The organism is Pseudomonas sp. H1h (genome assembly GCF_000633255.1).
Taxonomy (GTDB): domain Bacteria; phylum Pseudomonadota; class Gammaproteobacteria; order Pseudomonadales; family Pseudomonadaceae; genus Aquipseudomonas.
On the sequence record NZ_AYMJ01000030.1, the window covers coordinates 60663 to 77335 of the forward strand.

General features: G+C 60.8%; 12 protein-coding genes. 5 read left to right on the forward strand and 7 right to left on the reverse strand.

Annotation, left to right across the window (positions count from 1 at the left end; all coding sequences use genetic code 11):
* From U862_RS0123355 to uvrD, 4 genes are all read right to left on the reverse strand, one after another.
* Positions 1-408: an SMI1/KNR4 family protein gene (locus U862_RS0123355; protein ID WP_008078852.1), complete on the reverse strand. Its 408-nt coding sequence runs from the start codon at positions 406-408 to the stop codon at positions 1-3.
* A 136-nt stretch (positions 409-544) separates the two neighbouring features.
* The gene (locus U862_RS0123360) at positions 545-1420 is read right to left on the reverse strand and encodes a Tim44 domain-containing protein (protein ID WP_025112631.1); all 876 of its coding nucleotides are present in this window, start codon (positions 1418-1420) and stop codon (positions 545-547) included.
* Positions 1421-1595: 175 nt separating this feature from the next.
* Complete coding sequence (locus U862_RS0123365) at positions 1596-2036, reverse strand: EamA family transporter (RefSeq protein ID WP_025112632.1); 441 nt, start codon at positions 2034-2036, stop codon at positions 1596-1598.
* A 145-nt stretch (positions 2037-2181) separates the two neighbouring features.
* Complete coding sequence (uvrD, locus tag U862_RS0123370; RefSeq protein WP_025112633.1) at positions 2182-4365, reverse strand: DNA helicase II; 2184 nt, start codon at positions 4363-4365, stop codon at positions 2182-2184.
* A 201-nt stretch (positions 4366-4566) separates the two neighbouring features.
* Here uvrD and U862_RS0123375 point away from each other — a divergent pair, with 201 nt between their 5' ends.
* The 3 genes from U862_RS0123375 to U862_RS0123385 all read left to right on the forward strand — a co-directional run bounded on the left by U862_RS0123375 (position 4567) and on the right by U862_RS0123385 (position 8936).
* Entirely contained in the window at positions 4567-7497 is a 2931-nt protein-coding gene (locus tag U862_RS0123375) for a bifunctional diguanylate cyclase/phosphodiesterase (RefSeq protein ID WP_177327367.1), read from the forward strand.
* Between the two features lie 127 nt (positions 7498-7624).
* On the forward strand, positions 7625-8491 hold the full coding sequence (hexR, locus tag U862_RS0123380; protein ID WP_007962240.1) for a transcriptional regulator HexR: 867 nt from the start codon (positions 7625-7627) through the stop codon (positions 8489-8491).
* 232 nt (positions 8492-8723) lie between these two features.
* Positions 8724-8936, forward strand: coding sequence for a PA3496 family putative envelope integrity protein (locus U862_RS0123385; protein WP_025112635.1), 213 nt, complete (start codon positions 8724-8726; stop codon positions 8934-8936).
* Here the strand turns inward: U862_RS0123385 and U862_RS0123390 are convergent.
* The gene (locus U862_RS0123390) at positions 8878-9840 is read right to left on the reverse strand and encodes a LysR family transcriptional regulator (RefSeq protein WP_025112636.1); all 963 of its coding nucleotides are present in this window, start codon (positions 9838-9840) and stop codon (positions 8878-8880) included. The two genes, U862_RS0123385 and U862_RS0123390, sit on opposite strands and share 59 nt — an antisense overlap.
* A gap of 190 nt (positions 9841-10030) precedes the next feature.
* Between U862_RS0123390 and U862_RS0123395 the strand changes: the two genes are divergently transcribed.
* Positions 10031-11446: an acetyl-CoA carboxylase biotin carboxylase subunit gene (locus U862_RS0123395; RefSeq protein ID WP_025112637.1), complete on the forward strand. Its 1416-nt coding sequence runs from the start codon at positions 10031-10033 to the stop codon at positions 11444-11446.
* Positions 11447-11544: 98 nt separating this feature from the next.
* A complete protein-coding gene (gene oadA / locus U862_RS0123400; RefSeq protein ID WP_025112638.1) occupies positions 11545-13353 on the forward strand; it encodes a sodium-extruding oxaloacetate decarboxylase subunit alpha in 1809 nt (602 codons plus the stop codon).
* Between the two features lie 179 nt (positions 13354-13532).
* Here the strand turns inward: oadA and U862_RS0123405 are convergent, their stop codons facing one another.
* Positions 13533-15728, reverse strand: a complete 2196-nt coding sequence (locus tag U862_RS0123405; RefSeq protein ID WP_025112639.1) for an autotransporter domain-containing protein — start codon at positions 15726-15728, stop codon at positions 13533-13535.
* 267 nt (positions 15729-15995) lie between these two features.
* Positions 15996-16667: a GNAT family N-acetyltransferase gene (locus tag U862_RS0123410; protein WP_025112640.1), complete on the reverse strand. Its 672-nt coding sequence runs from the start codon at positions 16665-16667 to the stop codon at positions 15996-15998.
* Positions 16668-16673: the final 6 nt, after the last annotated feature.

Here is a 16673-nt window from a genome sequence, read left to right on the forward strand (position 1 = left end):
TCAGCTTTCCAGCCAGACGTCCCGTGCCCAGTGCCAGACCGATTCCCAGGACTCTTCGGTGATCAACTCTTCTTCGCCGGACCACAGCACCACGGTGCCGTCCTCTTCGACGCAGTAGTAGTTCTCGCCGTCCTGGCAGATCGGGATCAGGTCGCGCGGTACACCGATGTCCCACGCATTGGCTGCGACGTCCGGCAAGTAGGTGTGCGATTGCGGGTCGGTGACAGTCACCGGCTCAAGGCTGCCGTAAACCACATCGCTGACGGTCAGCAAAAACTCTTTGAAGACAAATGGGATGTTGATGAAGAGTTCTTCTTCGACTTCCACCAACTGGTCTTCGTCAGGCAACTCCAGGGGAACCGGTACGGGTTCGTTGGCTTCGCGCAGTTGTTCGATGATTTCTTCCACGTCCGGGATCCTCTTGCTTGAATGGCGCGGTTTATATGGGCCGGTTTATACAGTAGCTCGCTATAGATGCAACCGCGAAATAGAAAACCCCAGCCGAGGCTGGGGTTTTTATTACCACATGCGTAGCGCAGAGGGATCAGCCGTTCTGGCGGATACCGGCCACCAGCCAAGGCTGGTTGTCGCCCTGCGGACGTTCCATGTTCCAGCTTTCGCTGAACACTTCGCCCTGGTCGAAACGCGAGGTCTTCGACACGCCGCTGAAGGTCAGGGTGGCGATGGTCTTGTCGGCACGATCATCCACGCCGTCCAGCTGCACTTGCAGGTTGTCGATGTAGGTCGACTGGAAGCCTTCGCCCAGGTCCGCACGCTCACGCTTGAGGAAGTCGAGCATCTGCGGGGTCACGAACTCGGCGATCTTGTCCATTTCGTTGGCGTCCCAGTGCTGCTGCAGCGACTGGAAATGACTACGAGCGGCGGCAAGGAAGTTCTGCTCGTTGAACCAGGCCGGTGCGTTGATCACCGGACGAGCGGCAACCGGAGCGGCCGAGCCACCGAAGATCGAACCCATGGCAGCAGGCTTCTGCTCGAACACTTCACGCTGCATCGGCGCGCCGGCCGGAGCCAGGTGCTCCTGCTGCTTGCGTCGACGGGCGGCAATGAAGCGGAAGATCACGAACGCGATCACGGCCATGATCAGGATGTCGAAGATCTGCATGCCCTGGAAGCCGCCGCCCATGAACATGGAAGCGAGCAGGCCACCGGCGGCGATGCCGGCCAGAGGACCGAGCCATTTCGAGGCGCCACCGGCCTTGGCAGCGGCGCCAGCGGCACCGGCAGCACCAGCGGTCGCTGCTGCGCCGCCCATGCCTGGAGAAGAAGGAGCCATCTGGCTGGTCTGGTGCGTCGGCGCAGCGCCGGCGCTTTTGCCACCACCGAAGCGCTTGGCGTTGGCGTCGAGGCTCATCGTCAGGCCGATGCACAACGCCATGGCGATGCTAAGAAAACGTTTCATAAAGGGAATTCCCGTTTGTGGAGACACGCGCGCCATGTTGCACAGCTGAAGTGTTACTGGCTAGCGAGAGAGTGTTTCGGGCTTTTGCCTGACAGGTTACGTTCAGCTCGTTCGAGGCAATCAGGCCATGTACTTTTGGCTGTAGGAAAACTGGATAGGTTCAGCGAGAAATTGCTTAGCGACGAAACGCCAGCATCACCACACCCGCCGTGATCAGACCGATGCCGCCCCATTGGCGCAGGTCGAGTTTCTCGCCCAGCAGGATCACGCCGAGCACCGCCACGAGCACCACGCTGAGCTTGTCCACCGGGGCGACCAGCGAGGCCGGGCCGATTTTCAGCGCGCGGAAGTAGCACAGCCATGACGCGCCGGTACCCAGACCGGACAACAGCAGGAACAAGTAGCTCTTGGCGGAGATCGATCCCAAGGACTGATATTGGCCCGTGGCGTACAAAATCAAGGCCAGACTGACCAGTACCACGATGGTGCGCAGCAGGGTGGCGAAGTCGGAATTGACATTTTCGATGCCGACTTTGGCGAAGATCGCCGTCAATGCGGCGAAAGTCGCCGAGAGCAGGGCCCAGAATGTCCAGGAAGAAAAGAAGCCTGAGCCCATGAATTGCTCCCGTGTCGAATCGAGGTTTACACAAAACCCTGTGGGAGCGAGCCTGCTCGTGAAAGCTTCACTGCGGTTTATCAGATAAGCCGAGGTGATTTCATTCGCGAGCCGGCTCGCTCCCACAGAAACGCAAAACCAGTATTCAGATCGCTTCCAGCTTGGCGTAGCCCAGCATCAGCCACTTGCTGCCTTCGCTGAAATTCACCTGCACCCGCGCCTGCGCGCCGGCACCTTCGAAATTCAGGATCACACCGTCGCCAAAGATCGAATGGCGTACGGTCTGGCCCAGGCTGAAGCCGGTTTCCGGAATCTCGCTGCCGCTGAACAGGTTGCTGCCGCTCATCGACTGGTTGCCGCCGAACGGTCGGCTGACGCTGTTCGACAGGCGCACTTCCTGAATCAGGCCTTTCGGCACTTCTCGGACGAAGCGCGAGACCTTGTTGTAGGTTTCGCTGCCGTACAGGCGTCGGGTTTCAGCATAGGTCATCACCAGATTCTGCATGGCCCGGGTGATGCCCACGTAGGCCAGGCGTCGTTCTTCCTCAAGACGCCCAGGCTCTTCCAGGCTCATCTTGTGCGGGAACAGGCCTTCTTCCATGCCCACCAGGAACACGTAAGGGAATTCCAGGCCTTTGGCGCTGTGCAGTGTCATCAGCTGAATGCTGTCTTCGTGCTCGTCGGCCTGGGTGTCGCCGGCTTCCAGCGAGGCGTGGCCGAGGAACGCCGCCAGAGGCGACAGCTCTTCGTCTTCTTCGGTGTTCTCGAAGTTGCGCGCGGCGCTGACCAGTTCCTCAAGGTTTTCCACCCGGGCCTGGCCTTTCTCGCCTTTTTCCGCTTCGTGATAGGCGATGAGGCCCGATTGCTCGATGACAGTTTGCGTCATCAAGTGCAGCGGCATCTCCATGCACTTGGCGGCGAGGTTTTCGATCAGCTCGATAAACGCACCCAGTGCACCGGCGGCGCGTCCGGTCAGACCTTTATTGGCCACCAGTTGGCGCATCGCTTCCCACATCGACACGTCGCTGTGGCGTGCATGGTCGCGGATCGCTTCGACGGTTTTTTCGCCAATGCCACGGGCCGGCACGTTGATCACCCGCTCCAGCGCCGCATCGTTGCCGCGACCTTCGAGCAAACGCAGGTAGGCCATGGCGTTCTTGATTTCCGCGCGCTCGAAGAAGCGCTGGCCGCCGTAGATGCGGTACGGAATGCGTTCGCGCAGCAACGCTTCTTCGAGAACGCGCGATTGGGCGTTGGAGCGGTAGAGAATCGCGATATCGCTGCGTGCCAGGCCGGTTTTCAGCGCGCTTTCGATGGTTTCGACAACGTAGCGTGCTTCGTCGTGCTCGTTGAACGCGGCGTACAGGTTGATCGCTTCGCCGTCGCCGCCATCGGTCCACAGCTCTTTACCCAGACGCCCGGTGTTGTTGGCGATCAGGGCGTTGGCGGCCTTGAGGATGCCGGCGGTGGAGCGGTAGTTCTGCTCCAGACGAATGGTCACCGAATCCGCGAAGTCGGACGAGTACTGATGAATGTTCTCGATTTTCGCGCCACGCCAGCCGTAGATCGACTGGTCGTCGTCGCCGACCACCATCAGGCTGTCGCCGCCCTTGCCCAGCAGACGCAACCAGGCGTACTGCACGGCGTTGGTGTCCTGGAACTCGTCCACCAGAATGTGCCGGAAGCGCTTCTGATAGTGCGCCAGCAGGCCCGGGTGATCGCGCCACAAATCGAGGGCGCGCAGCAGCAGTTCGGAGAAGTCGATGACGCCGGCGCGCTGGCAAGCGGCCTCGTAGGCCTCATAGATGCCGCGCATGGTGGCCAGGTACAAATCGCCGCTGGCCTGAATGTGTTGCGGACGCAGACCTTCGTCTTTCTGCCCGTTGATGAACCACTGGGCCTGACGGGCCGGCCAGCGTTGTTCGTCCAGCCCCAGCTCGCGGATCACCCGCTTGACCAGCCTTTGCTGGTCGTCACTGTCGAGAATCTGGAAGGTCTGGCTCAAGCCCGCTTCCTGCCAGTGCGCCCGCAGCAAGCGGTGCGCCAGGCCGTGGAAGGTGCCGACCCACATGCCGGCCGGGTTGATACCCAGCAACTGCTCGATGCGGTGACGCATCTCGGCAGCGGCCTTGTTGGTGAAGGTCACCGACAGAATGGAGTGGGGCGAGGCGTTTTCGACCTGGATCAACCAGGCGATACGGTGCACCAGCACTCGGGTTTTACCGGAACCGGCACCGGCCAGGACCAACTGACGGCCAACGGGGGCTGCTACGGCCTGGCGTTGGGCATCGTTGAGGGAGTTCAGCAGAAGGGAGAGATCATCGCGCATCGGGGCATTCTAGGGTGCGCCGCAGGCCCGGGCAAACCGAGCTTTGCATTAGCCGATGAAAGTGCCGCCAATGACGACCGGTCGGTCACTGGCTACAGGCTTTGGCCCGCCTCGCTCTGCGGGTTTTGCCAGCGATCGGGCGGGGAAAAGTTTCGCTCAAATTATGATCTGGAGCAGTTTGGCAACGGGATCGGCTTGTGTATGCTCCGTCCACGTTTCGGGCCCATGCTCACTCCTATAAGAACAAAAACATTGCAAAAGACCCTCAGCTCAGACCTGTCGGGCCCCTCTGTGGAACCCCGGGTCATCCGCAAGCATTACGCCACCGAAATGGCGGTGGAACGCACGCGCCTGCTTTATCAGGGCTCACTGCTGCCCACGTTGTTCATGTTACTCAATGGTCTGGTCTGCGCCGGTTTGCTCTGGAGTCCGCAGCGCTATTTCGTGGTCAGCATCTGGCTGGTCTGGTTGTTGTCGCTGGTGGCGCTGCGAGTGATTCAGGTCGCCGCGTTCGATTCGGCGATCCCCGACCGTCAGGCCCAGCCGATCTGGTTCCGCATGTTCCTGCTGGGCTCGACCATGACCGGTCTGACCCTGGCCGGCGCCGGTATTGCGCTGGTGCCCGCCGACAACTTCATGCAGCAAGCCTGGGTGTTCGGCCTGATCGGCGCCGCGACGTTGTCCGCCAGCGTCGCCTACGCGGTCAGCCTGCCGGCGTTTCTGTCCTTTACCTTGCCGTGCCTGCTGCCGGCGATCGGTTACCTGTTCTGGGGCGGCGATGAACAGGCGCGCGGCTGGGGCTGGCTGGGGCTGATCCTGCTCGGCTCGCTGAGTGTGGTGGCGTGGCAAGTCAGTCGGTTGATCGATCGCGGGCTACTGCGGCGCTTCCAGAATCAGCACCTGATCGAGCATTTGCAGCAGGCGCAGAGCCGTAGCGAACAGCTCAATCAAGCACTGGGCAAAGAGGTCGAGCAGCGCCGTTGTGCCGAAGGTGCATTGCGTGAGGCGCAGGTCGAACTGGAAGACCGCGTGGCACAGCGCAGCCGCGAACTGGACGCGGCCAATCAGGCGCTGAGCAAAAGCGAAGCCCGTCTGGCTCTGGCTTTGAAGGCCAGCGAGCTGGGGCTGTGGGACTGGAACCTGCAAACCGACGAAGTTCACCACACACAGATCCAGGAGCTGTTCGGCCTGGCACCGGAATACGTCACGGCGATCCTGCGCGACCTCAAGCCACGCCTGCACCCCGAAGATGTGCCGTCGCTCAAGCAGGCGCTGATCGAGCACCTGAAAGGTCGCACCGAGGACTATCAGATCGAGTACCGCGTACGTCACGGCGACGGTCATTGGGTGTGGATCGAGGATCGCGGCCGCGCCGTGGAGCGCAGTGACAGTGGGCGGGTGATCCGCATGGTCGGCACCCGACGCGACATCAGCGCCAGCAAAAGCCTTGAAGAGCAGCAAAGACTGGCTGCCACGGTGTTCGAAGCGGCCAGCGAAGGCATTGTGATTCTCGACCCGAACTACGCGCTGATCGCGATCAATCAGGCGTTCAGCCGGGTCACCGGTTATGACATCGAAGACATGCTCGGGCGCAATGTCGTCGAACTGCCGTGCAGTCGTGATGCCCGGCGCCATTACGTCGCGATCCGTCACGCGCTGGAGCAGGACGGCAGCTGGCAGGGCGAACTGGTCGAGACCCGCAAGAACGGCGAGCTGTATCCGCAGTGGCTGCAACTCAACGCGGTGCGCGACCGTCGGGGAAATGTAAGCCATATTGTGGGCTTCTTCGCCGATCTTTCCGCGCGGCGCGAATCCGAAGAACGCATGCGCTACCTGACGCATTACGATGAACTCACCGGGCTGGCCAACCGCTCGCTGTTCCGCGAGCGCCTGCACGAAGCCCATCAGCGCGTGCGTCAGGGCGGACGGCGCAGTCTGGCATTGCTGCATATCAACCTGGATCGCTTCAAATTGCTCAACGACAGCCTCGGTCACGAGGTGGCGGACCAACTGCTGCAGAAAATGTCCCGGCGACTGGTCAACGCGTTGCCGGAGGCTGACACCATCGCGCGCTTGTCCGGTGATGAATTTGCCGTGCTGTTCGATGCCTATGGCAACTTGTCGAGTCTGGCGCGAGTCGCCACGCGACTATCGAGCAAGCTGCGCCTGCCACTGACCGTTGAGGGGCATGAGTTGGTGGTCAGCGCTTCGATGGGCATCAGCATGCTACCGGACAACGCCCGGGAAATTTCTGCGCTGGTCAGTCAGTCGAACATGGCCATGCAACACGCCAAGCACTTGGGCGGCAACAATTTCCAGTTCTATACCGACAGCCTGCAGGCCAGCACCCTGGAGCGGCTGCAACTGGAAAACCAGCTGCGCAAAGCCATCGAGGACAAACAGCTCAAAGTGTTCTATCAACCGAAGCTGTGCCTGCAAACCGGGCGCCTGAATGCGGCGGAAGCGCTGGTGCGCTGGGACCATCCGAGCATGGGTCGAGTGCCGCCGGGGGACTTCATCGGGCTGGCCGAGGAGACCGGGCTGATCGGGCCGATCGGCGAATTCGTCCTGCGCCAGGCTTGCTGGCAGGCGTGCGAGTGGCAGCGCCAGGGTCTGGAACCGATCCGCGTGTCGGTGAACCTGTCGGTGCATCAACTGCGTCAGGGCAAACTGGTCAGTCTGGTGCGCCAGGTGCTGGAAGAAACCGGGCTGGCGCCGCACTACCTGGAACTGGAGCTCACCGAAAGCCAGTTGCTCGACAGCGTTGAACACATCATCGCCACTTTCCAGCAACTGCGCGATCTGGGCGTGAAGCTGGCGATCGATGATTTTGGCACCGGCTATTCGTCGCTGAGTTACCTCAAGCGCATCCCGGTGGATTACGTGAAGATCGATCAGGCGTTCATTCGTGGACTGGGGCAGAGCAGTGAGGATGCGGCGATCACCCGCGCGATCATTGCCATGGCCCATGGATTGTCGTTGAAGGTGGTAGCCGAAGGTGTCGAGCGGCAAGAGCAGCTGGAGTTTTTACGCGTCGAGCATTGCGATGAAGTGCAGGGCTATCTGATCAGTCGCCCCGTGGAGGCTGCCGCTCTGGCCGGGCTTTTGCGCGAACAGGAAAAACCGTTTTAAGGGCTACATGCACCCCATCGCGCCTGATATGGGGACATGGAGTTACGCATTGAGCAGGCAAAAAGCCAATTCATGTAGTATAACTACAAGCGTGCTACATCCTTGCCCATAAGAAGAGTCCAGCCCCTTGAATCTGCTGCAACACATCGCCCAGTCACGTCACCTGTTACGCAAGTCGGAGCTCAAGGTCGCCGACCACGTGCTGCTTGACCCTGCGGCCGTGATGCACAGTTCCATGGCCGACCTGGCCCACAGCGTTGGCATCAGCGAGCCGACCATCGTGCGCTTCTGCCGGGCCATTGGCTGCTCCGGGTTTCAGGATCTCAAGCTCAAGCTGGCGCAGAGCCTGGCTGCCGGGGCCAGCTTCGGTCAGTTCGCGATTCACGAAGACGACTCGGTCGCCGACTACAGCCTGAAGATTTTCGACACCACGTTGCACACCCTGATGGAAGTTCGCGAGAAGCTCGATCCGGTGGAGTTGCAGCGGGCGGTGACGTTGATGTCGCAGGCGCAGCGCGTCGAGTTCTATGGCTTCGGCGCGTCCGGCGCGGTGGCGGCGGACGCGCAGCACAAGTTCTTCCGTTTGCTGCTGACCGCAGCGGCGTACTCCGATCCGCACATGCAGGCGATGTCAGCGGTAACTTTGAAGCCGACCGACGTGGCGATCTGCATTTCCCAGTCCGGCCGCTCTAAGGACCTGCTGATCACCGCCAACCTTGTTCGCGAGAGCGGCGCTTCGCTGATCACCCTGTGCCCGAGCCAGACACCGTTGGCTGAGCTGTCGACCGTCAACCTGGCGATCGATGTGCATGAAGACACCGAAATCTACACACCGCTGACCTCGCGCATCGCCCACCTGGTGGTGATCGATGTGCTGGCGATGGGCGTGGCCATGGCGCGCGGGCCGAGCCTGGTCAATCACCTCAAGAGCGTGAAACGCAGCCTGCGCAGCTTGCGTTTGTCGCCGAAGGCCGTAAAGGCGCTGGACGATTAAGCAAGGTCATTGCGACCTTGTTCGCGAGCAAGCCCGCTCCCATAGTTGATCTCGGTAGACACAGAATTTGTGGTCACCGTAGATCCTCTGTGGGAGCGGGCTTGCTCGCGAAGGCGGCCTCCAAAACACCACATCTCTGTGAAACTTTCATCGCACTGTCATCCCCGCGCAGCCAAACCGTCATCCCCCGCGCCTATCGTGAAACTCCCGTACTCGCCTTGGGAGACTCGAAATGGCTCAGCCCTACGAAGAACGCAACAGCGCCGCGAAAACCCGTCGTCAACAGGAAGACCAACGCCGCATGGAATTCCGTCGCGCGATCGAAGATCGCTTCGAACTCCGTCAGCTTCAGAGCGAAATCAGCGATTTTCCCGAGGACATCGAACTCAATTACTGGCAGGCCGCACCGGCAGTTTCCCGTCGAAGCGCTCAACCAGCGCGCTGATTTGCACCCGTTCGCTGCGGATAAACGCCAGGAAGGCGTGCGCCACCGGTGACAGCCGTTTGGCCTTGGCCTGCACCAGGCACCAGCTACGAAACAGCGGCAATTCTTCGACCGGCAGCTCGACCAGGCCGCCGGTCGCCAGCTCCAGGTTCAGGGCGTGGCGCGTCAACAGCGCCAGGCCCAGACCCGCCGCCACGCATTCGCGCTGAGCTTCGGCAGACGCCACTTCCTGGGTCTGGGTGAAGTGCACGCGTTTCTCTTTGAAGTATTCCTCGCAGGCCAGTCGTGTGCCCGAACCCGGTTCGCGGATCAGCAGTGTGTAAGGCTCAAGATCCTGCAGGCGCAGCGCTCCCATGTGCGCCAACGGATGATCCGGGCGTGCCACGGCGACAATCGGATTATTGAGAAACGGCAGAAACTCCAGGCCCATGTCCTGCGGCACCATCGACATGATCACCAGGTCGTCGCGGTTGTCCGAGAGGCGGCGGATCACCTGGCCACGGTTGACCACCGTCAGTTGCAGGTTCACTTCCGGGTGCTGGCGCTTGAAGGCGGCGAACAGGTGTGGCACGAAGTACTTGGCGCTGGATTCTACTGCCAGCTTCAGTTGGCCTTGCAGCGAGCCCTGCATGTCCGACAGCTGCATGTCGAGGTTTTCCAGGCGGCCGAAGATATCCCGGCTGGCCCGCTGCAGGGCTTCGGCAGCCTCGGTCATGTAGAGTTTTTTGCCGACATAATCGAATAATGGCTGGCCGATCAGCTCTTCGAGCTGACGAATCTGTAGGCTGACGGCCGGTTGTGTGAGAGACATTTCATCGGCTGCGCGGCTGTAGGAGCGCAAATCACACACTTCGTTGAAAATCTGCAATTGGCGTAATGTCATACGCATCAAGGACTTACGCATTTCTTATGGGCTCTGACGGCGGGCTGATGGTTTAACTATAAGTCTTTGCTTATGCCTGACCCAATTTTTATTCATTTTTGTTAATCCCTTGCGAGCGCTAGTGTGGGGCTGCGACTAAATTGAAACATTTAGTCACGCGTCGACCTGGGTCTAGCAGGTCGTGGTGCCACCGGCTCAAGGGAACCTCCAAGTGATAACAAAGATCCTGATCGCCAACCGTGGTGAGATTGCCGTACGAATCGTGCGAGCCTGCGCCGAAATGGGCATTCGCTCGGTTGCGATTTTTTCCGACGCCGACCGCCATGCCTTGCATGTAAAGCGCGCCGACGAAGCCCACAGCATCGGTGCCGAGCCACTGGCCGGTTACCTGAACCCGCGCAAGCTGGTGAACCTGGCGGTGGAAACCGGTTGCGATGCACTGCACCCCGGTTATGGCTTCCTTTCGGAAAACGCTGAGCTGGCAGACATCTGCGCCGAACGCGGAATCAAATTCATCGGCCCGTCGGCAGAAGTCATTCGCCGCATGGGCGACAAGACCGAAGCCCGGCGCAGCATGATCAAGGCCGGTGTACCGGTGACACCGGGCACCGAAGGCAACGTTGCCGACATCGAAGAAGCCTTGGCCGAGGGCGACCGCATCGGTTACCCGGTGATGCTCAAGGCCACCTCCGGTGGCGGCGGTCGTGGCATCCGTCGCTGCAACAGCCGCGAAGAGCTTGAACAGAATTTCCCTCGCGTCATCTCCGAGGCCACCAAGGCTTTCGGTTCGGCCGAAGTGTTCCTGGAAAAATGCATCGTTAACCCGAAACACATCGAAGCGCAGATCCTTGGCGACAGCTTTGGCAACGTGGTGCACCTGTTCGAGCGTGACTGCTCGATCCAGCGTCGCAACCAGAAGTTGATCGAGATCGCCCCGAGCCCGCAACTGACTCCGGAACAGCGCGCCTATATCGGTGACCTGTCGGTGCGCGCGGCCAAGGCCGTGGGTTACGAGAACGCCGGCACCGTGGAGTTCCTGCTCGCCGAGGGCGAGGTGTACTTCATGGAGATGAACACGCGGGTGCAGGTGGAACACACCATCACCGAAGAAATCACCGGGATCGACATTGTCCGCGAACAGATCCGTATCGCCTCCGGCCTGCCGTTGTCGGTCAAGCAGGAAGACATTCAGCACCGTGGTTTCGCGTTGCAGTTCCGCATCAACGCCGAAGACCCGAAGAACAACTTTCTGCCGAGCTTCGGCAAGATCACCCGTTACTACGCCCCCGGCGGTCCGGGCGTGCGCACCGACACGGCGATCTACACCGGTTACACCATTCCGCCGTTCTACGATTCGATGTGCCTGAAGCTGGTTGTCTGGGCACTGACCTGGGAAGAGGCGATGGACCGTGGGCTGCGCGCCCTCGACGACATGCGTCTGCAAGGCGTGAAGACCACCGCCGCGTATTACCAGGAAATCCTGCGCAATCCGGAATTCCGTAGCGGCCAGTTCAATACCAGCTTCGTTGAAAGCCATCCTGAACTGACCAACTACTCGATCAAGCGCAAACCCGAAGAGCTGGCCCTGGCCATCGCCGCCGCCATCGCCGCCCACGCAGGCCTATAAATCCAGCTGCGAGCTGTCAGCGACAAGTTTCAAGTGAGAGCGACTCGGCTTTTTCTTGCAGCTCGTAACTTGAAGCTTGCCGCTATGAGGAGATACCAATGACTAAGAAGATCTTCGTTACCGATACCATCCTGCGCGACGCTCACCAATCGCTGCTCGCTACCCGCATGCGTACCGAGGACATGCTGCCGATCTGCGACAAGCTCGACAAAGTCGGCTACTGGTCGCTGGAGTGCTGGGGCGGCGCGACGTTCGATGCCTGCGTGCGCTTTCTGAAAGAAGACCCGTGGGAGCGCCTGCGTCAACTGCGCGCGGCGTTGCCTAACACTCGCCTGCAAATGCTTCTGCGCGGGCAGAACCTGCTGGGCTACCGCCACTACAGCGACGATGTGGTCAAAGCCTTCGTCGCCAAAGCTGCAGTCAATGGCATCGACGTGTTCCGCATCTTCGACGCGATGAACGACGTGCGTAACCTGCGCGTGGCCATCGAAGCAGTGAAGGCTGCCGGCAAACACGCCCAAGGCACCATCGCCTACACCACCAGCCCGGTGCACACCATCGACGCTTTCGTCACGCAGGCCAAGCAGATGGAAGCCATGGGCTGCGACTCGGTAGCGATCAAGGACATGGCGGGTCTGCTGACCCCGTACGCCACTGGCGAACTGGTTCGCGCACTGAAGGCCGAGCAGTCGCTGCCGGTGTTCATCCACTCGCACGACACTGCCGGTCTGGCGACCATGTGCCAGCTCAAGGCCATCGAAAACGGCGCCGACCACATCGACACCGCAATCTCCAGCTTCGCTTCGGGCACCAGCCACCCAGGCACCGAGTCGATGGTCGCGGCGCTCAAGGGCACCGAGTTCGACACCGGTCTGAACCTCGAACTGCTGCAAGAGATCGGTCTGTACTTCTACGCCGTGCGCAAGAAGTACCACCAGTTCGAAAGCGAATTCACTGCGGTCGACACCCGCGTACAAGTCAACCAAGTGCCGGGCGGGATGATCTCCAACCTCGCCAACCAGTTGAAAGAGCAGGGTGCTCTCAACCGCATGGGTGAAGTCCTCGCGGAAATCCCGCGCGTGCGTGAAGACCTCGGCTTCCCGCCGCTGGTGACCCCGACTTCGCAGATCGTCGGCACTCAGGCGTTCTTCAACGTGCTGGCCGGCGAGCGCTACAAGACCATCACCAACGAGGTGAAGCTGTACTTGCAGGGCGGTTATGGCAAGGCGCCGGGCGTAGTGAACGAAAAACTGCGTCGCCAAGCGATTGGCAGCGAAGAGGTCATCGACGTGCGGCCGGCCGATCTGCTCAAGCCGGAAATGAACAAGCTGCGTGCCGACATCGGCGCGCTGGCCAAGTCTGAAGAAGACGTTCTGACCTTTGCGATGTTCCCGGACATCGGCCGCAAGTTCCTTGAAGAACGTGCCGCCGGCACTCTGACACCGGAAGTGTTGCTGCCGATTCCTGAAGCAGGTGGTGTGACGAAGGCGGGCGGCGAAGGCGTTCCGACCGAGTTCGTCATCGACGTCCACGGCGAAACCTACCGCGTCGATATCACCGGTGTGGGCGTCAAGGCTGAAGGCAAGCGTCACTTCTACCTGTCCATCGACGGCATGCCGGAAGAAGTGGTGTTCGAACCGCTCAACGAATTTGTCAGCGGTGGCAGCAGCAAACGCAAGCAAGCGTCGGCACCGGGTCACGTCAGCACCACCATGCCAGGCAACATCGTCGATGTGCTGGTCAAGGAGGGCGACACGGTCAAGGCCGGTCAGGCCGTGCTGATCACCGAAGCAATGAAGATGGAAACCGAAGTCCAGGCAGCCATTGCCGGCAAGGTCACCGCGATTCATGTCGCCAAAGGCGACCGGGTGAATCCGGGTGAAATCCTGATCGAGATCGAAGGCTGAGATAACTGCCGCGATCCAGCGTTTTAAACCTCGGGGGGGCATGTGCTCCCCTTTTTTTTGCCCGCGAGACCCTCTGCAGGAGTGAGCCTGCTCGCGATAGCAGGGTATCGGTCTCTACACAGGTCGACTGATCTACCGCTATCGCGAGCAGGCTCACTCCTACAGGGGGGCTCAACGCATCAGAAGGCCATGCGCCACTGGCCCATCACGCCGTAGCTGCGGCTGTCGCTGCCGGCCTCGCCAGTGATGCCGACGCCCAGGGTATTGCGCGCGGACAGGCTGAGGTCGAGACCGGCATCGAGCAGTGCGCTGTTGCGATCCATCTCGGCACCGGTCACCTCAAAGCTTTTCCCGCCCCTCACCAATTGCTGACGCGTGTCGTTGTCGAGCTCGCCGTAGGTGTGCTTCACGCTGGCGCTGAGACGCGGCGTGAGTTGCATGCCATTGGACAGGTGACTGGTTTTCGCCAGACGCAGGCCAACGGTGCTGCTTGGGTTCGCTCGGGTCTGCCCCTCAACGCTCAGCGCCGCATCGCCACCTTTCTCGGTATAAGCGTCGCGCTGGTAGCGCTGATAACCGAGACTGGCGAACGGTTCGATACTGACGTTGCCGCGGCCCAGGTCGTAGCCGACCTCGGCAAAGAGCTGCTGGGTATTGGCGGCGTAGTTGCTCTTCAGCCGGTCGCTGAAACCATTGAAGTCGACATGACGTTTGCCGCTGCCATCGTGTCTGCCATAAGAAGCGCCCAACCGCAGGGCGAATGGTCCATCCTGGCGCAGGGCGTAGGCACCGAGGTGCCAGCTGTCGAGGTCGCCATCGAACTGCCGGGCATCGAAGCGGGTTTGCGCTTTTGCGCCCATCAGGCCGACATGCCATTGCTCGGCGAGTTGCCAGTCGGCACCCAGGATCAGGCCTTGGGTGGAGTGTTTCAACGCACTGTCGACGTCACGGTCGACCTTGCCGCCATGCCCCAGCGCTTGCAGCCATACCCGTGCGGATCCGCCATCGCCCGCCGCCAGGCGCGGCGCATTTCCCGTCCCCTGCGCAGGCGTGCGTTTGTCCAGCTGGTGCATCGCCGAGAGCATGCTGGCGCTGATCGGACTGACGCTGCTCAATGTGGCTTTGGCGAGGTTGGCGTTGCTGCCGGCGGCCAACTGTTCCAGTGCCATGTTAGCTGTTGGCTTGTCGGCACCCAGCAGGGCAGTGACAGCCATGCTGGGAGCAACGGAAGAACTAATGGCTTTCGCAGACTCGCCAGAGGGCTCAGGCTTTTGAGGTTGCTGAGGTTGCTGAGGTTGCTGAGGTTGCTGAGGTTGCTGAGGTTGCCGAGGTGAGGAGGAGGGTTCGTCGATGCTTTGAGCGAGCGCCTGGCTATTCTCCGTGGTCGCGAGGCTTTCAAGTGGTATGTCGCTACGGGCGTACAGCAGACCTACGCGTTGTGCTTCGTAATGCAGCGTGGGAGTCATGAACGCCAGATCGTTTTCGACAGTGCCGAACTGTCCCTCAACCTTTCCCGCCTCAAGAATGGTGTGCTGGCTGCTTTGCGGATAATCGCCGGTGGTCACCAGTTTCAGGGTGGCGTCGCCCAGATGGGCAGTGCCTTTGACGAAGACGGTCGGGCTATTGCCGGAGGCATCCACGGCATAAGCCAGTACGGCGGTGCGAGAAAGGCTCAGGTCTCCCGAGACGTTGGGCGCGCCGTACACCTCGTCGACGCTCATGCGTCCGTCCACGTTCAGATGGTTCACCGCGCCACTGCCGGCAAAGTGACCGTTCTCCTGAACATTCACAACGCCGTCAATGAGGCCCTGGTTGGTCAGGTCTCCTCCTGACTGGACAGTAGCGCCGCCGCTGATTGCACCTTTGTTGATCAAGAGGCCCTCGGTCATTGCCGTGCCAAGAATATGCCCGTCGTTGACCAGCAAGGCCTTCGGATGGACCAGTACACCGAGGCTGAAGTCTCCCGGCCCACTGCGTATCCAGCTCCCGCGCCTGACCTCCAGTGCGCTGAAGTTACGGGTTTCACCCAGCGTCCCTTTCTTGTCTGCGTCGAGTTGCAGCAGGTTGTCACCGTCGCCTCCGTCAATCAGACCGGCGAAACTGCCTCGGGCTTGAACGGTGACGAGGTCATTGCGCCCGTCGAGCGCCAGAGCCACGCCATCCTGCGCCTTGTAAGCCTTGTTGACCTTGAGTTGAACGGTATCTGGATGACTGGCGAGGGTATCGATCTGTGATTTGAGTGTTTTTGGGGGGGCGGACGAGGTGTCTTGAAAGTCGAGCGGTGCCTCCTGGGCCATGGACAGATCAGCACATCCCAGTGCCAGGGCAATGGCCAGTGTCAGGTGTTTGGGTCGATAGTGGAATTGAACGGGCATCGAGTTCAGCCTCGGGTGGAAGGAGGCCAAACTCTAAGTTGGCGCCGGCAGACGCCGATGTCAGCTGGATCGCACGGTGCTGCGGGCTACGTCGGTTTGATCGGCGGAAAAGGGCAGCCCGGCGCAGAAGTACCGATTGCATCCTGCCGGTCTGTCGCCCTTTCCTACAAGTTGTGCTGCCGCTAGCCGCTGGTAATGATCAGAAACCCATCAGCCACTGCCCGATCAGCCCACGGCGAAGGTTTGCTGGCTGTTTGCTTTAAACACTCAGGAACGGCATTCGACCAACCCCTTCACCTGCCCCGTCGGCGTCTGGTTCTCATCGCTCAGCCATTGCTCGAACCCCGGCGCTATCGCCGGCCACTCCGAATCCAGAATCGAGTACCACGCGGTATCGCGGTTCTGGCCCTTGACCACCATGTGCTGGCGGAACACGCCTTCGAAGCTGAAGCCCAGACGCTCGGCGGCATATTTGGAGCGGGCATTGCCGTTATTGCATTTCCACTCCAGGCGCCGGTAGCCCAGTTCGAAGGCGTACTTGGCAAGCAGGTACACCGCCTCGGTGCTTTTCGGTGAGCGCTGCATCGGCGCGCCGAAGGTGACGTGGCCGATTTCGATGCGGCCTTGCGCCGGGACGATCGACATCAGGCTGAGGATGCCTTGCACCTGACCGGTGGTACGGTCGATGACGCTGAAGAAATACGGGTCACTGCTGGCGGCGTGGTTGTTCAGCCAATCGTTGAAGGCACTGCGTTGCGGGAACGGGCCATAAGGCAAGTAATCCCAGAGCTTCGGATCGGCACCGGGGCCTTCGAGTGCGGCGAACAGTTGGTCGCCATGGCGTGCCGGGTCGAGTCTTTCCAGACGAATGAAGCGGCCTTCGAGCAAGGTGGCGGTGGGGGCAGGCACGCCTTTCCAGTCGGCAAGTGAAGTGGTCATGTACGT